General features: G+C 60.3%; 19 protein-coding genes. 5 read left to right on the top strand and 14 right to left on the bottom strand.

From position 1 onward, the window contains the following. Positions 1–41 precede the first annotated feature (41 nt). The 10 genes from pdeM to ICA16_RS15955 all read right to left on the bottom strand — a co-directional run bounded on the left by pdeM (position 42) and on the right by ICA16_RS15955 (position 13300). Entirely contained in the window at positions 42–698 is a 657-nt protein-coding gene (gene pdeM, locus ICA16_RS16000; protein WP_150604964.1) for a ligase-associated DNA damage response endonuclease PdeM, read from the bottom strand. Then, a complete protein-coding gene (locus ICA16_RS15995; RefSeq protein WP_210700998.1) occupies positions 698–3184 on the bottom strand; it encodes a ligase-associated DNA damage response DEXH box helicase in 2487 nt (828 codons plus the stop codon). The genes pdeM and ICA16_RS15995 overlap by 1 nt, the downstream gene beginning before the upstream one ends. A 188-nt stretch (positions 3185–3372) precedes the next feature. Beyond that, a complete protein-coding gene (locus tag ICA16_RS15990; RefSeq protein WP_150604961.1) occupies positions 3373–4137 on the bottom strand; it encodes an ABC transporter ATP-binding protein in 765 nt (254 codons plus the stop codon). A 13-nt stretch (positions 4138–4150) separates the two neighbouring features. Continuing rightward, positions 4151–5269, bottom strand: a complete 1119-nt coding sequence (locus tag ICA16_RS15985; protein ID WP_210553841.1) for a succinylglutamate desuccinylase/aspartoacylase family protein — start codon at positions 5267–5269, stop codon at positions 4151–4153. Between the two features lie 30 nt (positions 5270–5299). Next, positions 5300–6010: an ABC transporter permease gene (locus ICA16_RS15980; RefSeq protein WP_047300003.1), complete on the bottom strand. Its 711-nt coding sequence runs from the start codon at positions 6008–6010 to the stop codon at positions 5300–5302. Next, entirely contained in the window at positions 6007–6735 is a 729-nt protein-coding gene (locus ICA16_RS15975) for an ABC transporter permease (RefSeq protein ID WP_150604959.1), read from the bottom strand. Before ICA16_RS15975 ends, ICA16_RS15980 begins: the two co-directional genes overlap by 4 nt. Positions 6736–6791: 56 nt before the next feature. Then, complete coding sequence (locus ICA16_RS15970) at positions 6792–7574, bottom strand: transporter substrate-binding domain-containing protein (RefSeq protein WP_042557957.1); 783 nt, start codon at positions 7572–7574, stop codon at positions 6792–6794. Between the two features lie 398 nt (positions 7575–7972). Further along, positions 7973–9661, bottom strand: coding sequence for an ATP-dependent DNA ligase (locus ICA16_RS15965; protein ID WP_210553840.1), 1689 nt, complete (start codon positions 9659–9661; stop codon positions 7973–7975). After that, positions 9658–10689 carry a ligase-associated DNA damage response exonuclease gene (locus ICA16_RS15960; protein WP_150618048.1) on the bottom strand — a complete coding sequence of 344 codons (1032 nt, stop codon included), beginning with the start codon at positions 10687–10689 and terminating at the stop codon, positions 9658–9660. The genes ICA16_RS15965 and ICA16_RS15960 overlap by 4 nt, the downstream gene beginning before the upstream one ends. A 160-nt stretch (positions 10690–10849) precedes the next feature. Further along, positions 10850–13300: a penicillin acylase family protein gene (locus ICA16_RS15955; RefSeq protein WP_210700997.1), complete on the bottom strand. Its 2451-nt coding sequence runs from the start codon at positions 13298–13300 to the stop codon at positions 10850–10852. 182 nt (positions 13301–13482) lie between these two features. Here ICA16_RS15955 and ICA16_RS15950 point away from each other — a divergent pair, with 182 nt between their 5' ends. Next, positions 13483–14040 (top strand): cysteine hydrolase family protein, encoded by a 558-nt coding sequence (locus ICA16_RS15950; protein WP_210700996.1) that lies wholly within the window; start codon positions 13483–13485, stop codon positions 14038–14040. A gap of 238 nt (positions 14041–14278) precedes the next feature. On the opposite strand, the gene ICA16_RS15945 is transcribed toward ICA16_RS15950, so the two are convergent. The 4 genes from ICA16_RS15945 to ICA16_RS15930 all read right to left on the bottom strand — a co-directional run bounded on the left by ICA16_RS15945 (position 14279) and on the right by ICA16_RS15930 (position 16080). Next, the gene (locus ICA16_RS15945; RefSeq protein WP_008083915.1) at positions 14279–14488 is read right to left on the bottom strand and encodes an SEC-C metal-binding domain-containing protein; all 210 of its coding nucleotides are present in this window, start codon (positions 14486–14488) and stop codon (positions 14279–14281) included. Then, a complete protein-coding gene (locus ICA16_RS15940) occupies positions 14485–14979 on the bottom strand; it encodes an LEA/WHy family protein (RefSeq protein ID WP_150618046.1) in 495 nt (164 codons plus the stop codon). Before ICA16_RS15940 ends, ICA16_RS15945 begins: the two co-directional genes overlap by 4 nt. A 122-nt stretch (positions 14980–15101) precedes the next feature. Continuing rightward, complete coding sequence (locus ICA16_RS15935; RefSeq protein ID WP_210700995.1) at positions 15102–15578, bottom strand: YchJ family protein; 477 nt, start codon at positions 15576–15578, stop codon at positions 15102–15104. Positions 15579–15582: 4 nt separating this feature from the next. Then, a complete protein-coding gene (locus ICA16_RS15930; RefSeq protein WP_150597365.1) occupies positions 15583–16080 on the bottom strand; it encodes a DUF6231 family protein in 498 nt (165 codons plus the stop codon). 200 nt (positions 16081–16280) lie between these two features. Here ICA16_RS15930 and ICA16_RS15925 point away from each other — a divergent pair, with 200 nt between their 5' ends. From ICA16_RS15925 to ICA16_RS15910, 4 genes are all read left to right on the top strand, one after another. Further along, a complete protein-coding gene (locus ICA16_RS15925; protein ID WP_150618044.1) occupies positions 16281–16976 on the top strand; it encodes a PA1041 family peptidoglycan-binding anchor lipoprotein in 696 nt (231 codons plus the stop codon). A gap of 89 nt (positions 16977–17065) precedes the next feature. Further along, positions 17066–17788 (top strand): PA1041 family peptidoglycan-binding anchor lipoprotein, encoded by a 723-nt coding sequence (locus tag ICA16_RS15920; RefSeq protein WP_150618043.1) that lies wholly within the window; start codon positions 17066–17068, stop codon positions 17786–17788. 163 nt (positions 17789–17951) lie between these two features. Beyond that, on the top strand, positions 17952–18233 hold the full coding sequence (locus ICA16_RS15915; RefSeq protein ID WP_150618042.1) for a DUF1145 domain-containing protein: 282 nt from the start codon (positions 17952–17954) through the stop codon (positions 18231–18233). Continuing rightward, positions 18226–18984: a collagen-like protein gene (locus ICA16_RS15910; RefSeq protein ID WP_210553827.1), complete on the top strand. Its 759-nt coding sequence runs from the start codon at positions 18226–18228 to the stop codon at positions 18982–18984. The genes ICA16_RS15915 and ICA16_RS15910 overlap by 8 nt, the downstream gene beginning before the upstream one ends. The last annotated feature ends 144 nt before the right edge of the window (positions 18985–19128 follow it).

Below are 19128 nucleotides of genomic sequence, written 5' to 3'. Positions count from 1 at the left end.
GCGCTGAATGAATGGTCAGTCAGTAGGGGTCTATCAAGACTTCAACTGACTGGCCATATTTCGTTGTCACCAATGACAAAGATCCTGCAGCTCTCGTCGCGTTCGACCCGATAACCACCGGTAAACGCACCGAACGCTGGCATCAGGCTGATGCGTTCGCCCAGTTTGAAACAGGCCAGGCGCAAGCTCTGCCGGCCTTTGCCGTGTAGCCGATAGACCGGGTGCACGTGTCCGGCCAGCACATGTCTTTCGGCGTGGGGATCGGGTTCGTGTTGTAAGGCGAACGGGCCGAGCAACAGTGGCTCCGGCACGACGCGAATGTTCAACGATGCGGGCGGGTCACCTGCGCGTTTGTCGTGATTGCCACGAATCAGCGTCATCGGCAGATCAGCGTGGCGCGCCCGCCAATCGGCCAGCGCAGCTAAAGTGCCCACCGCGTGAGAGCCGGGCCCATGCAAAAAATCGCCAAGAAAGATCAGTTGTCGGCAGGGCAGTTTCGCCAACAGTCGATCAATCACGGCGATGTTGCTCGCCGTCGTGCCCTGCGGGACCGGCTGGCCAAGGCTGCGATAGGCGGCAGCCTTGCCGAAATGCACGTCGGCGATCAACAGCGCTTGTTGCTCCGGCCAATACAGAGCCTTTTCCGGTAACAACCAGAGTTCCTCACCAGCCAGACGAACCGGGTAGGGCGCATTCATCAGGCCTTGCCCTTGTCGGCTGATTGCTCCAGATCACCGACCATCCGTCTGATTCGGTCAGCGAGTTTTTCCGAACTCATGCTCTCGCGCATGCGCTCCACCAGCAGCGGAAACCCCAAGGGTGTAGGACGTTTGATCAGGTGTACGTCGAGTTTCATGCGATTGATGTGCTCCAGCGTCTGTTCAAGCCTGTGAATATCCAGTTCCTCTCGTAGGACTTCTTCCCCGGCCTGCGCCAGCAGCAGGTTGTCGGCGTCATATTGTTTGAAGACCTCGAAAAACAAACCGCTGGAGGCCTGCACCTGGCGAGTACTTTTTGGCGCGCCGGGGTAGCCGGCGAACACCAGCCCGGCAATTCGGGCGATTTCGCGAAAGCGCCGCAGAGCCAATTCGCCGGCGTTGAGGCTGGCCAGAACATCGCGCAGCAGATGTTCGGGGCTGAACAGTTCGGCATCGAGTTGCTGCGACCAATCAACCGGTGTGGCGCTGAGCAACTCCAGACCGTAATCGTTGACCGCAATCGAAAACGTCACCGGCTGGCGCTGACTGGCACGCCACGCGAGCAGGCTGGCAAGCCCCAAATGCACTTGGCGACCGGCAAACGGATAGAGGAAAAGGTGCCAGCCTTCGCGGGATTTCAGCACCTCGACCAGTAAGTTGTTCGTCGTGGGCAGGCCAGACCAGCGCGCCTGGGTTTCCAGCAAAGGGCGCAGGGCCTGCATTTCCGGCCCGACAAAATCACCCTGTGCAGCGGCGGTGAAGCGTGTCACTACTGCCTCGGCCAATTCATTGGAAAGCGGCATGCGCCCGCCATTCCAGCGTGGTACAGCGGCTTTTTTCGCGGTGCTGCGTTTGACGTAAGCGGTCATGTTCTCCACGCGTACCAGCTCCAGCAAACGTCCGGCAAACAGAAAGCCATCGCCTGGCTTGAGCCGCGCAATAAAACCTTCTTCGACGCTGCCCAACTGCTTGCCACCGCCACCCTTGCTCCAGAACTTCAGCTGAATGCTCGCGTCGCTGACGATGGTGCCAATGCTCATGCGGTGCCGCCGCGCCAGCCGCGCATCTGGCACGCGCCAGACGCCGTGCTCATCCGGTTCGACTCGTCGGTAATCCGGATACGCCGTCAGAGACATTCCGCCATGGCGTACGAAAGCCAGCGCCCACGCCCAATCCGCTAGTGTCAGGTCGCGATAAGCCCAGGCGCCGCGGACTTCTTCGTACAGCGCCTCGGGTATAAATCCGCCCCCCAGCGCCATGCTGACCAAATGTTGTACCAGCACATCCAGTGGTTTGTGCGGTGAGCGTCGCGGTTCGATACGCCGTTGCGCCACGGCATCGCGGGCAGCGACGGCTTCGATCAGCTCAAGGCTGTGGGTCGGCACCAGCGTCACCCGCGAGGTGCGTCCCGGTGCATGGCCGGAGCGCCCGGCGCGCTGCATCAGGCGGGCGACTCCCTTGGCCGAACCGATTTGCAGCACGCGCTCCACCGGCAAAAAATCCACGCCCAGGTCCAGACTGGACGTGCAGACCACTGCCTTCAAATGGCCGTCCTTCAACGCCTGTTCCACCCAGTCGCGGGTGTCGCGGGACAGCGAGCTGTGATGCAAGGCGATCAACCCGGCCCAGTCCGGCCGCGCTTCAAGCAGCGCCTGGTACCAGATTTCCGACTGCGCCCGGGTGTTGGTGAACACCAGGCTGCTGGCGCAGGCGTCGAGTTCGGCGACTACTTGCGGCAGCATCTTCAGACCGATGTGTCCGGCCCAGGGAAAACGCTCGATGGTCGGTGGGAGGAGGGTGTCGACCTTGAGGGATTTATCACTCTGGCCCTGAATGCTGACGCCACCGCCCTGTGGGATCAGCACCTGCTCGGCGTGGGATTGATTACCGAGCGTGGCGGAGACGCCCCAGACGATCAGGTCTGGCTGCCAGTAACGCAGGCGGGCGAGGGCCAGTTGCAGTTGCACGCCGCGTTTATTGCCGAGCAATTCGTGCCATTCGTCCACGACGATCATGCGCAGGGTCGACAGTGCGCTTTGTGCGTCGGCGCGGGCGAGCAGCAGCGTCAGGCTTTCCGGAGTGGTAATCAGCGCGGTCGGCAGACGTCGGCTCTGGCGCGCACGTTCGCTGCTGCTGGTATCGCCGGTGCGCAGGCCGATGCTCCACGGGATCTGCAGATCGGTCACCGGCGTTTGCAAAGCGCGGGCGGTGTCGGCAGCGAGGGCGCGCATCGGCGTAATCCACAGCACGGTCAGCGGTTCGGCAACGGGTTTGCGTTTGCGCACAATTTCAACAATAGGCGCGGATCGAGCAAAACGGTTGAGCGCGGCAAACCACACCGCATAGGTTTTACCGGCGCCGGTGCTGGCGTGGAGCAGTCCGGATTGGCCGTTTTTTACCGCGGCCCAGACCTGTTTCTGAAAGACGAAGGGCTTCCAGGCGCGGTTGCTGAACCAGATTTTTGCAAGGTCGGGGGATTTCGCCATGCCGGCTGCGCGCGCTCTGGAGGTGTTCTTCCAGTGACCGCGCGGACATGGCAAAGGTTTAATAACAGCGCAAATCCCCTGTAGGAGCTGCCGAAGGCTGCGATCTTTTGATGTTGATATTTAAAAACAAGATCAAAAGATCGCAGCCTTCGGCAGCTCCTACGGGGGGGATACCGTAGGTACGGGGGTTATTTGAGGTTGCCGCTAAGAAATTGCTTCAGGCGTTCGCTTTTTGGATTGCCGAGTACGTCTTCCGGGGCGCCTTCCTCTTCCACCAATCCCTGATGCAGAAACAACACCTGGCTGGACACCTTGCGGGCAAAACTCATCTCGTGCGTCACCATGATCATCGTCCGGCCTTCTTCTGCCAGGCCCTGAATCACCTTGAGTACTTCACCCACCAACTCCGGATCGAGCGCCGAGGTCGGTTCGTCGAACAGCATGACTTCCGGCTCCATCGCCAACGCTCGGGCAATTGCCACGCGCTGTTGCTGGCCACCGGAAAGAAACGCCGGGTACTGATCCGCCACGCGCGCCGGCAAGCCGACCTTGTCCAGATAGCGCCGCGCGCGATCCTCGGCTTCCTGTTTGCTGCAACCCAGCACCCGGCGCGGGGCCATGGTGATGTTTTCCAGCACGGTCATGTGGCTCCACAGATTGAAGTGCTGAAACACCATCGCCAGTCGCGTGCGCAGGCGTTGCAGCTCATTTGCGTCAGCGACGTGCATGCCGTGATGGTCGGTGACCATGCGGATGGCCTGGTCATCAAGGCTCATGGCGCCGGCGTTGGGTTGTTCGAGAAAGTTGATGCAACGTAAAAACGTGCTTTTGCCCGAGCCGCTGGCGCCGATCAGGCTGATCACGTCGCCGGTCCTGGCCTTGAGCGAGACGCCTTTGAGCACCTGATGGTCGCCATAGCTTTTGTGCAGGCCTTCAACGGTCAGTTTGTACATGGGACAGACATCCTCAAGGCGAAAGTAGGTAGCCGCTGCGATAGGCTTCGGCGCCCGCGACGTGGGCGATCACCATGCCGGCCGTGGCCATGCGCCGTAGCGAACGGGCGTACATCAGGCCGGCAGTGGTGCAATGAACGGGGGTGATGCGATCGTGGATCGGGTCGATGATTTCGGCAATCTGTTGGCCCGCCTCCAGGTATTGCCCCGCCGTGGCGGTGTACACCAGCAGGCCGCCGACCGGCGTGGTCACTGGTTCCACCCCGGCCAGTGGCGTGGCGGGGTACGGCAATGGTGGCTGCGGTTTTGTCTCACCGACGATGGCATCGGACTGGATCAGGTAATCGATCAGTGCCTGACAGTCGCGGCTGGCCATGGGGTGATTGACATCGCCCTGGCCGCGCAACTCGACGGTCACTGAAAAACTGCCCAGCGGAATCTCGAACTGTTCGCCGAAACGTTCCCGCAGTTGCCACCACAGCAGGGTGAAACACTCATCGAACGACTGTCCGCCGGAGTCAGTGGCCAACAGACTGGCCTGCGACCCCATGTAACGCGCCAGCGGCTCGACCTGCGGCCACGCTTCAGGCGTGGTGTAGAGGTGAACCACCGATTCGAAATCGCAGTGCAAGTCCAGCACCATGTCGGCATCGCAGGCCAGCCTTTGCAGGGTCAGGCGCTGTGATTGCAGTTGTGTGCTGGCGGTCTGGCGGGCGAGGGCGTGGCGCAGGCTGGTGCGGATCAGTTCGAGGTTGCGTTGCGGGTCATCGCCCAGCTTGCCCTCGATGGCGTTGCCGATTTCTTCGCTGAGGTCGACGAACCAGCGATTGAAGTTCTGCCCGCTCTCCAGTTCGTAGCGGCCCAGTGGCACGTCCATCAGCACTTGTTCGAGGCCGATCGGGTTGGCCACCGGTACCAGCACGATCTCGCTGCGCAGACGGCCGGCCGCCTCCAGTTCCGCCAGGCGCTGCTTGAGATGCCAGGCCACGAGCATGCCGGGCAATTCATCGGCATGCAGCGAGGACTGGATGTAGACCTTGCCTCTGGCCTGTTCCGGGCCAAAGTGGAAACTGTGAATCTGTCGTGCGGTCCCCGGCAGCGGGGCCAGCAGGTCATGTATCTGGTGTCGCATGTTCTTTCTCTTTAATCCTGAAAGCGGGGCTTAGTGAGTCGGCCCGAGGAAGGCCAGCCATCGGCGTTCGGCGAGGCGAAACAGGCCGACCAGCGCAAAGGTAATGGTCAGGTAAATCAACGCGGCGATGCCGAACGATTGAAAAGTCAGGAAGGTCGCCGAGTTGGCGTCCCGGGCGACTTTCAGGATGTCGGGGATGGTCGCGGTGAAGGCCACGGTGGTCGAGTGCAGCATCAGGATCACTTCGTTGCTGTAGTAAGGCAACGAACGGCGTAGGGCCGAGGGCATGATCACGTAGGCATACAGCTTCCACCCGGTCAGACCGTAGGCCTTGGCCGCTTCGACTTCGCCGTGGTTCATGCTGCGGATCGACCCGGCGAAAATCTCCGTGGTGTAGGCGCAGGTGTTCAGGGCAAACGCGAGGATCGTGCAGTTCATCGCATCGCGAAAGAAGCTGTCGAGAATCGGCTGTTCGCGTACGGCGGCGAGGCTGTAGATGCCGGTGTAGCAAATCAGCAGTTGAATGTAGAGCGGCGTGCCACGAAACAGGTAGGTGTAGAACTGCACTGGCCAGCGGATATAGAAGTGCGGGGAAACCCGAGCGATCGACAGCGGAATCGACACAATGAAACCGATGAAGATCGACGCACTGAGCAGCCACATCGTCATCGCCAGCCCGGTGATGTTCTGGCCGTCGGTATAAAGGAAGGCTTTCCAGTATTCCTGCAGGAGTTCGATCATCGTACGGCCTCCCGGGAACCGGCGGCATAACGGCGTTCGAGCCAGCGCAGGATGAAATTCGAGGCACTGGTGATCAGCAGATAGATCAACGCGGCGAGGACCAGGAAGTAGAACAGTTGATAGGTGCTTTTACCGGCGTCCTGCGCGGCTTTGACCAGATCGGCCAGACCGATGATCGACACCAGCGCCGTGGCCTTGAGCATCACCATCCAGTTGTTGCCGATGCCCGGCAGGGCAAAACGCATCATTTGCGGGAACACCACGAAGCGAAAGCGCTGGCCGCGTTTGAGGCCATACGCCGTGGCGGCTTCAACCTGCCCGCGCGGTACGGCGAGGATCGCACCACGAAAGGTCTCGGTGAAATACGCGCCATAAATGAAGCCCAGGGTCAGCACGCCGGCGCTGAACGGGTCGATCTCGATGTATTCCCATTCCATGTAATCGGTCAGCGACGTCAGCCAGGTTTGCAGGCTGTAGAAGATCAGCAGCATCAGCACCAGGTCCGGCACCCCGCGGATCAGCGTGGTGTAGAGCTGGGCGGGCAGACGCACCAGTTTGACTTTTGACAGCTTGGCACTGGCGCCGAGCAGGCCGAGCAACACGGCCACCAGCAGCGACATCGCCGATAATTTGATGGTCATCCAGGTGCCTTGCAACAGCAACGGGCCGAAACCCTGAAGGCTGAACGCGGAGAGCCCCAGATTTTGTAAGAGGTTTTCGAACATAAATCAGCAACCTGAGCGGATGGAAAAGGCGCCCATCGAGGATGGGCGCCGGGGCATTATTTGCCGCTGTACAGATTCAGATCGCCAAAGTGTTTCTTTTGAATCTCGGCGTATTTGCCGTCGTCGTGTAACGCTTTGATACCTTTATCCAAAAGCGCTTTCAGCTCAGTGTTACCTTTCTTAATACCGACAGCAGTTTTGGCTGGCAGCAATTCGCTGTCGACTGGCTTGCTGACTTCGTAGCCTTCACCTTTTGGCGACTTCAGGAAGCCCAGTTCGGCTTGCAGCATGTCCTGAATCGCGGCATCGAGACGACCGGAAGTCAGGTCGGAGTAAACCTGGTCCTGGTTCTGATAGGCCTGAGTCTTCACGCCAGCCTTGTCCAGCACGGCTTTGGCGTAGGCTTCCTGAATGGTGCCTTGCTCGTAGCCGACGGTTTTGCCCTTGAGGGACGCAACGTCTTCGCTCAGGCCGGAACCTTTCTTGAATACGTAAGCGGTCGGGCCGGAGAACAGTTCGCTGGAGAAATCGATGACTTTTTCGCGGGCCGGGGTCACGGTCATCGACGAGATCACACCGTCGAATTTGTTGGCCTTGAGGCCCGGAATCATGCCGTCGAAGTCACTTTCGACCCACTTGCACTTGACCTTCAGTTCGGCACAGATCGCGTTGCCCAGATCAATGTCGAAGCCCACCAGGCTGCCGTCGGCCGCTTTCGACTCAAACGGTGCGTACGAAGGGTCAACGCCAAAGCGCAGCTCTTTGTATTCCTTGGCCAGCGCGGAGCCAGCGGCCATGCACAACGCCAGTGCAGAAAGGGTCAGCAATGCTTTTTTCATTATTCAATCCCTAAGAACCAATATGAGCGCTTGTGGCGCAGAATTATTGTTACTGGAACGCGTACGACCTATAGAAAGTAGCAATTTCCGAACCAGAGTCCCGAACAAGTGTTTTAAAAGGTTGGGATTGATCGAAGAGGCGGGGATTGGTGCACGGAAATGGGCGGCGTAAAAACCCTGCACCATTTCAGTTCGTGACTAGAGATTGAGGGCACTTGTGGTGAGGGGATTTATCCCCGATGGGCAGCGAAGCTGCCCCAGCATTCCCTCAAGCGGACCGCATACTCGGATTTTGCGACTGCTGCGCAGCCGATCGGGGATAAATCCCCTCGCCACAAATGGCTGTCACTCCAGATAAAGCAATGGATAGTAGGCTTTAACTGTCGTTGAATATGGGGTCAGGCCAGCAGATCCTGCAACGTCGCCAGGCTATCCGCCTCGTCCACAGTCTTGTCCTGCCGCCAGCGCAGCATCCGTGGGAAGCGCACGGCGATTCCGCTCTTGTGCCGGCGCGAGAGGGCGATGCCTTCGAACCCCAGCTCAAATACCAGGCTCGGTTTCACACTGCTGACCGGGCCGAATTTTTCCACAGTGGTCTTGCGCACGATGCTGTCGACCTGACGCATTTCCGCATCCGTCAGCCCTGAATAGGCCTTGGCGAACGGCACCAATGCGCGCTGACTGGACTCGGGCGGGCCGTCCCACACGGCGAATGTGTAATCGCTGTACAGGCTGGCACGGCGGCCATGACCGCGTTGTGCATAAATCAAAACCGCGTCGACGCTGAAGGGGTCGACCTTCCATTTCCACCACACACCCATGTCCTTGGTGCGACCGACGCCGTACATCGCATCGCGCGCCTTCAGCATCATGCCTTCGACGCCCAGGCGCCGGGAGGCTTCGCGCTGACGGGCGAGGTCGAACCAGTCCGTGCCGGTCAGTACCGGTGAGGGCAGCAGCACCGGGCTGTTGCAACGGGCGATGACATCTTCCAGTTGCGCGCGGCGCCGGGCTTGCGGCTGATTGCGCCAGTCTTCGCCTTGCCATTCCAGCAAGTCGTAAGCGAGCACCACCACCGGTATGTCTTCGAGGATTTTCTTGTCGAGGGTCTTGCGCCCGATTCGCTGTTGCAGCTGGGCGAACGGTTGCACCGCGGGCGGCTCGGTCGATTGCGGATCAAAGGCATCTTCGGTGTGCGGGCGGGTGCTTTTCCACACCACGATTTCGCCGTCGATCACCGTGCCATCGGGCAAACCGTGCACCAGCACATCCAGTTCGGGGAAGCGCTCGGTCACCAATTCTTCGCCGCGCGACCATACCCACAAGCGGCCGTCACGCTTGACCACTTGCGCGCGAATGCCATCCCACTTCCATTCCACCTGCCAGTTGCTCGCCGGGCCGATCAGCGCTTCGAACTCCTCAACGGGTTGCGCCAAGGCATGCGCGAGGAAAAACGGGTACGGCTGGCCGCCGCGCTGGGAATGCTCGTCGGCAGATTCCGCGGCGATCAATTTGAGATAACTGGCGGCGTTCGGCCGATTGGACAGATCGGTGTAACCCACCAGACGCTGCGCCACGCGTTTGCTGTCGAGCCCGGCCATCGACGCCAGTGCGCGGGTCACCAACAGTTTCGACACGCCAACGCGGAAACTGCCGGTGATCAGTTTTATGCACAGCATCAGGCTCGCCCGATCCAGTTGCGCCCACAGCGCAGGCAACTGCCGGGACAGGAACTCCGGGGTTTCACCGCGCAGGGGTAATAATTTGTCCTCGATCCATTCGGCGAGGCCGGCGTCGGAGCTGTGCGGGTTTTCCGGCAGCACCAGCGAAATGGTTTCCGCAAGGTCACCGACCGATTGATAGCTCTCCTCGAACAGCCATGGCGTCAGCCCGGAGACCGCGACCGCCAGCTCGCGCAGGATCCGCACCGGCACCAATTGCCGCGGCCGGCCGCCGGACAAGAAGTACACCGCCCACGCCGCATCCTGCGGTTCGGCCTGGGCGAAATAGGCCTGCATGGCTGCCAGTTTGGCGTTGCTGGACGTGGTGGCGTCGAGTTCTGCGTACAACTCGGCGAAGGCTTTCATGCGGGTATCTCGGCAATGGTCGGTGTGGCAGCGCTTTCTTCTTCGTCATCGCCGTATTCGGTGTTGAAGCCTTGGGCATCGAGACCTTGCTCGCGCAGATGGCGCACGAGTACGCCAATCGAGCCGTGGGTGACCATCACCCGTTCGGCGCCGGTCTGGTTGATCGCCCACAGCAGGCCGGGCCAGTCGGCGTGGTCGGACAGCACGAAACCGCGGTCGACCCCGCGCCGCCGCCGCGTGCCGCGCAGGCGCATCCAGCCACTGGCGAACGCGTCGCTGAAGTCACCGAAGCGCCTCATCCAGGTGCTGCCACCGGCTGAAGGCGGGGCGATGACCAGGGCCTGGCGCATGATCGGGTCGCTTTTTTTCACATCACCGGCGTAGATCGTCGGCGGCAGGTACACGCCGGCGTCGCGGTAAACCCGGTTCAACGGTTCGACGGCGCCGTGGCTGAGTATCGGCCCGAGGCTTTCGTCGATGCCATGGAGGATTCGCTGGGCTTTGCCGAAGGAATAGCAGAACAACACGCTGGCCTTGCCGGCGGCGATGTTGGCTTTCCACCATTCGTTTATTTCGCCGAACACCTGCGCCTGCGGCTGCCAGCGATAGATCGGCAAACCGAAGGTCGATTCGGTGATGAAGGTGTGGCAGCGCACCGGTTCGAACGGCGTGCAGGTGCCGTCCGGCTCGATCTTGTAATCCCCTGAGGCGACCCAGACTTCACCGCCGTATTCCAGACGCACTTGCGCCGAGCCGAGCACGTGACCGGCCGGGTGAAAGCTCAAGGTGACGCCGTGGTGTGTCAGGCGTTGGCCGTACGCGAGGGTTTGCAGGTTGATGTCCTGTCCCAGGCGCGCGCGCAGAATCCCTTCGCTGGCGCTGCTGGCTAGATAATGCTGGTTGCCGGTGCGGGCGTGATCGCCGTGGGCATGGGTGATCACCGAACGCTCGACAGGGCGCCAGGGGTCGATATAGAAATCCCCGGCGGGACAGTACAAACCTTCCGGGCGCGCGATAACAAGGTCCATGTCGTTACCAGAATGGGGGGCTTGTTAGCTATGAGGTTGGTGCGAGGGTGGAAGTTCTATTGGATTTTCAGGGGTGAAAATCAAAAGATCGCAGCCTTCGGCAGCTCCTACATTTGTCTGTGCAGGAGCTGCCGAAGGCTGCGATCTCTTGATCTTTCCGTTACTTGCCCGGGGTCAGGGTCAGACGCGCCTTCCCATAAACCCGATCAAAGTTCTGCGGCTGCATCGGCAATCCGATGTACTGCCCCTTCAACCACTGATCGATGCCATTGAGGTAGTTCGGGCTAAGCGGATTCCCCGACTGCCCGGTGCCGTTCTGCCCCATCAATGGTTCGGCCTGACCGAAGTCGACGATGAAGCGCATCGAAGGCGCTCGTGTGGTAGCAAAGTCTTGGCCCCACGCAAATGCCGAAGTATTCAAAGTCGTGTGATCACCACCCGCGGCCAGCGGCCCGCGAACGGTCTGGCCATTGGCGTTCTTCCACGCATAGCTGTGCAATTTGCCCCACTGCCAGGCTTTGTGATCGCCGCCCAACTGACTGTCGCCAGCGTTGATCGCCGCCGCGAAGCTGCGGGCGAGTATCACGGCTTTGTCTTCTTTTTGCGGCGTGCGCAGGTCATCCCAGAACGGACTGTCCTCGCGCTCCAGCAAATGATCGGCCTGCGCCGCATAGGACAAGTCACCGTTGGCGATAAACGCTTTCCACGCCGGGCTCGACTCGGGGCCGAGTTCGTCGAGGAAGATCTGTTTCATGCTTTCTTGCAGGAACAGTTCATAGATCGCCGCATCGGCCGATGTCGGGCTGAGTTTGCCGTCGAACGCCATCAATCGCGTAAACGCCTCACGCGCCTTGCTGCGATCGGCTTCCGGCAGGGCATCAATCGCCTGTTTCAGCGGCTGCTTCATGCCTGGCGCTTCGAAGACTTTCTTCAGTTTGGCGGCGAATGTTGTGCTCTGGTCGTATTGCATGGCGATCACGCTGCGACTGTCGTGCTTGCCGCTGCCGGCCAGTTCTGCCAGACGTTCGCCGCGTTCCGGCGCAGCCCAGGAGTTGGACAACTGCATGCCGTAACCATGCGGGATCACGCGCTGGTTGGCGGTGCCGAGCCAGCCTTGCGCCGGGTCCTGATCGTAGGGGTGCAGCATCGGGTCGGCGTAACCGTCCCAGTCGTAGCGACCTTCCCAACCCGGCGATGGCAGCAGGCCTTCGCCTTCACGGCGATTGGGGAAACGCCCGGTGACTTGCCAGCCGATGTTGCTCGCATCGGCAAACACCAGATTCAACGCGATAGCGCGGATTTCCCGGCTGGCGTCCGAGGCGCGTTCAACGTTCTGCGCACGGCTCAGATCAAAAAAAGCATCCAGCGATTTGTCGTCAGTGAAACTTGGTGTCTGCAAGGCCAGGCCGTAGCCGTTGCCTTGCGCCGCAGCCTGGGCACTGTTGAGCAGTGCGCCGTGACGGGTTTCGTACACCGCTTCACGAATCGGCCGCTGGCCTTTGACGAAGTAGGTTTCGTTGCGCACGCCCAGTGGCTGCCATTTGCCATTGACCTCGTAGGTCAGGCTGCTGCCCTGGCGACGGATTTTTTCCAGGAACAGATCCTGGTTGTCGCCGAGCACGCTGCTCATGCTCCACGCCACTTTGCCGTTGAAACCACCGAGCACCATCGGCAGACCGGCTACGGTCACGCCGGCAGCCTGATATTTCGGCGCGCGGATCTGCACGAAACTCCACAGCGACGGCGCGGCCAATGGGCCATGACTGTCGCTGGCCAAAAGACTTTTGCCGCTACGGCTGCGTTGCGGCGCGATGGCCCAGTTGTTCGAAGACGTGGCGCCCAGCAGGTTCAACGTCGACAGCTGCTGGCTGGCGCTGCTCAATTCGCTCAGGCCGGGGATCTGCCCGTTGAGCTTGAGGCCTTGCAACTTGTCGGCTTCGCCCAGCGGCAGGTTTTCGTCGGGCGCCGAAGGGGTCAGCCACGCGAGTTTGTCGGTGGTGACGGTCTGTGCCAGCACCAGCGAAGCGATTTCTTCCGGCAGGTTGGCCGACTGGCTGAAGTTCAGCAGGGCGAAAATCAGCGCTGAATCTTCCGGTTTCCAGTATTCAGGCTTGTAGCCGCTGGAGGCGAGGTCGCCCGGCAGCTTGTCGGCATAGCGGAACAGGTAGGCGTTGACGCCCCGCGCATAAACTTCGAAGAAGCGCTTGAACCGCGGTGACGAGGCTTTGTACAGCTCACCGGCGCTCTTCTTCAGATTGACCGCGCGCATGTAGCGGTCGGCGTCGAGCATCGACGCGCCGGACATCTCCGCGAGACGGCCCTGAGCCAACAGACGCAGAGTGACCATCTGATTGATGCGGTCGCTGGCGTGGACATAGCCGAGGGCGAACAGCGCGTCGTGGAAGCTGTTGCTTTCGATCAACGGCATGCCCATGGCATTGCGGCGCACTGAAACGTTCTGCGCCAGACCCTTGAGCGGTTGCACGCCGGAGGTGGGCGGGAGGGTGTCCTGAGCGTTCCAGGTCTGACAACCGGTCAGGCTCAAAACACCGGCCACTGCTGCGGCAACGCCGAACCGGGGAAGAAAATGTGTGAGGGCTGGCGAGGCCATGGCAAAGCTCCTGCGGGGGGTAGCGTCAGTAAAGGCGCTACGTTAGTGAGCAGGAGGATGCCGCGCAAGCGGGGCGAGTGGTTATTTCTTGCCGCTGATCGATGATCGTTTCATGGCTTGCCTGGTTGAAGGCTGGGATGTTGAAGTACGGGAACTCAAATGACGCTTATGAGAAGACCACCATGGAACTTCAGGCCAACGCGGCACTGATCATCATCGACCAGCAAAAAGGCATCCTGCATCCGCGTCTGGGGCGGCGCAATAATCCGCAGGCCGAAGAGCGCATTCTTGATCTGCTTGGGTTCTGGCGGGATAGCGCAAGGCCGGTGATTCATGTGCAACACCTGTCGCGCTCGCCGGATTCAGTGTTCTGGCCCGAGCAGGAAGGGGTGGAGTTTCAGCAAAGTTTTTTGCCCGGTGACGGCGAATGGCTGATTCAAAAGCGAGTGCCGGACGCCTTTTGCGCCACTGGACTGCAAGCGCGGTTGCGTGAGGCGGGGATCGGGCAGTTGATCATCGTGGGCGTCGCGACCAACAACTCGGTGGAATCCACGGCGCGCACGGCGGGAAACCTGGGGTTTGAGGCGTGGGTGGCGGAGGATGCGTGCTTCACCTTCGACAAGGCCGATTATTTCGGCACACCGCGTTCAGCTGAAGAGGTGCATGGGATGTCGCTGGGGAATTTGCATGGGGAGTATGCGACGGTGATTAGCGTTGCGCAGATTCTGGCGGCCGGCTGACGCCGTTATCGCGAGCAGGCTGCTGCGGTTTACTCGACACGCAGCCCTGTAGGAGCATTCGAGTGCAACGAGGCTGCGATCTTTTGATCCGGTTTTTTTACCATCAAGGTCAAAAGATCGCAGCGTGCCGCAGCTCCTACAGTTGATCGCATGCCATCTGGATAAATTCGATCAACTGTGGGAGCTAGCCTGCTAGCGATGGCGGTTGATCAGGCGAAGAAGCTCTTCGCCCAGATCATCACGCCCCGTGGCACTTCTTGAATTTCTTGCCGTTGCCGCATGGGCAAGGGTCGTTGCGGCCGACGTCTTTCAGGGCGTTGCGCACCGGTTCCTGGTGGGCGTGGCCGCAGTTCGGACCGTGGACATGGCCGTGATCGTGATCGTGGTGATGGTCATGATCATGATCGTGGTTGCAATCAGGGCCATGGACATGAGGTTGTTGGGTCATCGGTGTTGCTCCGGAATTAAATCGGCGGGGATTATTACGCCATTGCGCTCAAGGTGCACGTAGTGAGCGATGAATAAACCGGTTTCCATTTCCCCCTGCAATCGATAGGGAATCTGCTGCTTCGAGTTTTTCAGCATTTTCACCACGTCCTTTACCTTCGGCCACAGGTTGGTTCGGATCGGCACTTTGAAGTACGCGCTGTGTTTGGGGCCGACGGTAAACCAGTGCTCGTGCTCGCCTTCAGTCAGCAACATGTCAGCCAGATGAATACGGTATTCCAGACCGCGCACGGTCAGGTCGCTGTCGTTGGGATTGTCGACGCGAAAGTGCAGGATGAACTTTTGCTCGAGAAGTTTGGCGCGTACCACTTCTACTTTCACCAGATGCACGGCAGGGTCGCGGGTATCGTCGGCGAACCATGAGACGCAGCCGCCGAGCCCGAGAAACAGGAAAAAGGCGAGGGATTGCAACGCGCGTCGTTGAGCAAACATGGAGTAGCTCCTTTTGTTGCTCAGTCTAGCCCTAAAAGATCGCAGCCTGCGGCAGCTCCTACATGGGATTGCATTTCACCCTGTAGGAGCTGCCGCAGGCTGCGATCTTTTGATCTTTCAAATCAAGCGCCAAAATACCCCGCACAGCATTTCTTGAACTTCTGCCCGCTGGCGCACGGGCAACTGTCGTTGCGCCCCAGTTTCAACTGCACCGTGGGGTCGATGAAATACCAACGCCCGGCATTTTGCACAAATGAAGAGCGTTCGCGGTGGCTGTGTTCGCCCTGGCTGTCGTGCCAGCGCGCGGTGAAGGTGACAAAAGCATGTTCCGGCTGGCCGCCGAAGACTTCCGAGCTTTCGACGTCAAGGCCCAACCAGGTGCTTTGCGCGCTCCAGGCGCTGATCGATTGTCGATCCAGCCCCGCCTGCTGGGCGGGAAGGGTGGTGGCCACCAGATAGTCGATCAGCCCCAGCACGTAGGCGCTGTAGCGCGAGCGCATCAAGGCTTCGGCGCACGGGGCCGGGAGGCCTTCGTGATAATGACCGCAGCAGGCATCCAGCAGGTTGCCGCTGCCGCAAGGGCAAATGGCTGTACTCATCGCATTACCACCAGTATTTCCCGAAGTTTTCCGGATTGGCCCAGAACCGTGAGTTGAGCCAGTCGGGGACTTGTTTGTAGTCAAGCAGGTCATAGGTGAACAGGGTCAGAACCTGCTCATCGCGGGCAAAACGTTCGCTGGCTTGCAGCGCCAGCGAATAGAAATCAGTTTCCTGCCAGCCACTGGCCGACAGATCCGCCAGCACCGCAATGCGACTGGCGTTGAGATTACGAATGCCACCCAACAGATTCAGGCCGTCGCGCTTGGGCAAATGTTCCAGACAATCAACGACAAGGGCCAGATCGAAACGCCGCGCCGCCAGTTCAGCAGGCAAGGCGCCGGGGGCGGCATGGGCCACGCAGGTGTCCGGATGGGCTGCTTTAAAAGCGGCCAATGCCGGGAACTCACTGGCGCCGATCAGCAGCAGACGCGCCGGGGCATAGCGATCCAGCAAAGCGGCTAACGCCTGTTGGGGCGTGCGGGAAGAAATGACGGCGTTCATCGAAGCTCCTCAATCAGACCGCCAAGACTAGCCTGCCTGACTGCGGCGGCAAAGAGCCCTGTCTCGCAAGGTTTCCAGCAAAAGCGCCAAAGTCCTGTGAACACTATCGCAAACAGCAGTGGCCTATCGCTGGCGGAGATTAAAACTCCGGTCTTTACTCCCTGAATCGGTTTTAAGCCGATCCCTCAGGAGAAAACTAGATGAGCATAGTTCGGACAGCATTACCCTTGGTTCTGCTAACCAGTGTGTTGACTGGTTGCGCAGGTTTGCAGAAAACCGACTGGCCGACCTGTGCGGGGGTCGGAGGTGTCATCGGTGCCGGCCTCGGCGCGACCGAGAGTTCGGCGTGGGCGGGCTACGGCGCGCTGATTGTTGGTGGTACGGCGGCGGCGTATTGCTGGGTTCATGGAGATGGCGACGAAGATGGCGATGGCGTGCCAGACAGCCGCGACAAGTGCCCGGGCACCCCGAAAGGCGTGCAGGTCGATGCTAACGGTTGCCCTCCACCCGTCCCTGAGCCGGTGGTTGAAGAAGCGGTAGTGGTCAAGGAAGAAACCATCGTCATCCGCGATGTTCACTTCCAGTTCGACAAAGCCACGCTGACCGGCGCTGACAAAATGGTGCTCGACAAGGTCGCCACGCGCCTGAAACAGGAATCCTCGACAGCTCAGCTGACCGTCACCGGTCACACCGACAGCGTGGGCAGCGATGCCTATAACCAGAAACTGTCGGACCGTCGCGCGCATTCAGTGGTCAAGTACCTGGTCGAGAGCGGCATACCGCAAGGCAGCTTCGTTTCGGTGACCGGTGCCGGTGAAAGCCAGCCAGTTGCGGATAACAAAACCGCTGACGGTCGTGCACAGAACCGTCGTACTGAAATCAAAATCAACCGCTAGTCCTCTTGCATCCGCGGCTTGTGCAGTCGCGGATGCGGGTCTTTACTCCTGTGTAACCGGTATGGGCCGGTGACACAGGAGCTTTCACAATGACTGTTTTCTCAAGGTCCGTCTTGCCGGTGCTGCTGCTTGGCAGTTTGCTCACCGGTTGCGCCACGCACAGCGATGGCACTGCACCCCTCAATCAACGTACGTGGCCGATCTGCAGCCTTATTGGCGGGCTGGTCGGTGGCGGACTCGGCGCTATTGAAAGCGCTGGCTGGGCCGGTGGCGGCGCAGCACTGGGGATTTTAACCGGCGGACTGATCTGTTATGCCCAGGACGGCGATGAAGACGAAGACGGCGTATTCGACCGTCGTGACCGTTGCCCTGATACCCCGGCCAACACACCGGTCGATCACCGTGGTTGCCCGCTGCCGCAATATCCGGTCGTTGAAAAACCGGTCGAACCGGCGCCGCAAACCGAAGTCGTCACCTTGAGCGATGCCGGCGACGTGTTGTTTGCATTCGACAAGTCCGACCTGACGCCGGCAGCGACAGCCCAGCTCGATACGCTGATGGACAAACTGCGCAACGCCGACGTGGTGAGCATCAAGGTGATCGGACATACCGACAGTAAAGGCTCCGATGCCTATAACCAGGCATTGTCGGAACGGCGCGCCAGCAGTGTGGCGGCTTACCTGCTGAGTCAGGGGCTTTCACCGAACAAACTCACCAGTGAAGGGCGTGGCGAGGGTGAGCCAGTGGCTGACAATGCAACGGACGAAGGGCGCGCGCAAAACCGTCGCGTGGAGTTACATATCAATCGTTAGGATGGGTCTGTAGTCCGCAAGCTAGAGCTGCCGGACGGCGATCAGCGTCGATCCGGCAGCCATTTGGCGGCTGCGTAATGATTTTTCATTTTTGCCTCTGGCTTATCCCCCGCAGAAGCCGTTACTGTGCGCCCAAAGAATAATTCGCAACACGGGGGAGCGTATGAAAGTGTTCTGGGGGCTGGGGCGATTATTGACCCTGCTGTTCTGCTGCGTGGTACTGGCCAATCAGTTGGTGCCGTTCGTACATCCGCTGCACCTGTTGGTCAATCTGGCCGGCGGTCTGCTGTTGCTGATCCATGTGCTCGAAATGCTGCTGTGCAATCGCAGTCTCAAGGGGCGCCCGCACCCTTGGCGTGATCGTGGCCGCATCCTGTTGTTCGGCGTATTCCACCTGCAAACCATCCCGGCCCCGGCCGCTCCGGAGGCTTCTTCCCATGCGTAAACTTTGTCTGCTCGCTGCATTTATCAGCCCCTTGGCCTGTGCCCAGGTGGTCAGTGTCGAAACCAATTCCCTGATGCGCCTGCCCAACACCGCCGGCACCTTGCAACTGGAAAAACTGGAAGTGGCCGATTACGGCACCTTGCTGATTCCCGCCAATGTGACTGAACTGAGTGTCGGTGAGTTGCGCCTCGGCCATGAAGCGCGGATCGCTATCGTGCCGGGTGAGCAGGCGCTGGATATGAAAGTCAATCGCGCAGAACTGAGCGAAGGCAGCCGGATCACCGCTCGCGGTGCCCCGGGCACTTATGAAAAAGCCGCCCGCGCAGGGCGCAATCTGAACCTGCAATTCAAGGCATTGAACGCACCGCAGCTGCAAGTCGATGCGCGCGGTGGCACGGGCGCGCCGGGGTTTGTCGGGCTCGATGGCGGCAATGGTGAAGATCCGGGCTGCACCTATGGCTCGGCCGGGCACGGTGCCGATGGCAGTGACGGCAGCGACGGTCAGCCAGGTGCACCGGGTGCGCTGGTGCGTCTTGAAGTGCCGCGCGAGTTTCCGGTCGAGCTGATCAAGGTCAATGTGGCTGGCGGCGCCGGTGGCCCGGCGGGTGTTGGCGGCAAGGCGGGGAAGGGTGGCAAGTCCAAGGGCTGTGTCGTGTACCGCGCCGATGGCGGCAAGAGCGGCAAGGCTGGGGCTGATGGTCAGCCGGGGCCTGTGGGGGCGGCGGGTGCTGTGACTGTGCAACGCCTCTAAAGAACACCGAGATTCAATTTGTGGTGAGGGGATTTATCCCCGATGGGCCGCGAAGCGGCCCCTGCTTTTCAATCTAAAAGCGGGACTGCTGCGCAGTCCATCGGGGATAAATCCCCTCGCCACAACAGTGTTCACAGTGCAAAA

The organism is Pseudomonas anatoliensis (assembly GCF_017976235.1).
Taxonomy (GTDB): domain Bacteria; phylum Pseudomonadota; class Gammaproteobacteria; order Pseudomonadales; family Pseudomonadaceae; genus Aquipseudomonas; species Aquipseudomonas anatoliensis.
The sequence above is the reverse complement of the archived record's forward strand: the minus strand, read 5'-3'. Positions and strand labels throughout refer to the sequence as shown.

Excerpts from the sequence above, each read along its gene's own strand:
- pdeM (WP_150604964.1), bottom strand. The coding sequence starts at position 698 with ATGAATGCGCCCTACCCGGTTCGTCTGGCTGGTGAGGAACTCTGGTTG.
- ICA16_RS15995 (WP_210700998.1), bottom strand. The coding sequence starts at position 3,184 with ATGGCGAAATCCCCCGACCTTGCAAAAATCTGGTTCAGCAACCGCGCC.
- ICA16_RS15990 (WP_150604961.1), bottom strand. The coding sequence starts at position 4,137 with ATGTACAAACTGACCGTTGAAGGCCTGCACAAAAGCTATGGCGACCAT.
- ICA16_RS15985 (WP_210553841.1), bottom strand. The coding sequence starts at position 5,269 with ATGCGACACCAGATACATGACCTGCTGGCCCCGCTGCCGGGGACCGCA.
- ICA16_RS15980 (WP_047300003.1), bottom strand. The coding sequence starts at position 6,010 with ATGATCGAACTCCTGCAGGAATACTGGAAAGCCTTCCTTTATACCGAC.
- ICA16_RS15975 (WP_150604959.1), bottom strand. The coding sequence starts at position 6,735 with ATGTTCGAAAACCTCTTACAAAATCTGGGGCTCTCCGCGTTCAGCCTT.
- ICA16_RS15970 (WP_042557957.1), bottom strand. The coding sequence starts at position 7,574 with ATGAAAAAAGCATTGCTGACCCTTTCTGCACTGGCGTTGTGCATGGCC.
- ICA16_RS15965 (WP_210553840.1), bottom strand. The coding sequence starts at position 9,661 with ATGAAAGCCTTCGCCGAGTTGTACGCAGAACTCGACGCCACCACGTCC.
- ICA16_RS15960 (WP_150618048.1), bottom strand. The coding sequence starts at position 10,689 with ATGGACCTTGTTATCGCGCGCCCGGAAGGTTTGTACTGTCCCGCCGGG.
- ICA16_RS15955 (WP_210700997.1), bottom strand. The coding sequence starts at position 13,300 with ATGGCCTCGCCAGCCCTCACACATTTTCTTCCCCGGTTCGGCGTTGCC.
- ICA16_RS15950 (WP_210700996.1), top strand. The coding sequence starts at position 13,483 with ATGGAACTTCAGGCCAACGCGGCACTGATCATCATCGACCAGCAAAAA.
- ICA16_RS15945 (WP_008083915.1), bottom strand. The coding sequence starts at position 14,488 with ATGACCCAACAACCTCATGTCCATGGCCCTGATTGCAACCACGATCAT.
- ICA16_RS15940 (WP_150618046.1), bottom strand. The coding sequence starts at position 14,979 with ATGTTTGCTCAACGACGCGCGTTGCAATCCCTCGCCTTTTTCCTGTTT.
- ICA16_RS15935 (WP_210700995.1), bottom strand. The coding sequence starts at position 15,578 with ATGAGTACAGCCATTTGCCCTTGCGGCAGCGGCAACCTGCTGGATGCC.
- ICA16_RS15930 (WP_150597365.1), bottom strand. The coding sequence starts at position 16,080 with ATGAACGCCGTCATTTCTTCCCGCACGCCCCAACAGGCGTTAGCCGCT.
- ICA16_RS15925 (WP_150618044.1), top strand. The coding sequence starts at position 16,281 with ATGAGCATAGTTCGGACAGCATTACCCTTGGTTCTGCTAACCAGTGTG.
- ICA16_RS15920 (WP_150618043.1), top strand. The coding sequence starts at position 17,066 with ATGACTGTTTTCTCAAGGTCCGTCTTGCCGGTGCTGCTGCTTGGCAGT.
- ICA16_RS15915 (WP_150618042.1), top strand. The coding sequence starts at position 17,952 with ATGAAAGTGTTCTGGGGGCTGGGGCGATTATTGACCCTGCTGTTCTGC.
- ICA16_RS15910 (WP_210553827.1), top strand. The coding sequence starts at position 18,226 with ATGCGTAAACTTTGTCTGCTCGCTGCATTTATCAGCCCCTTGGCCTGT.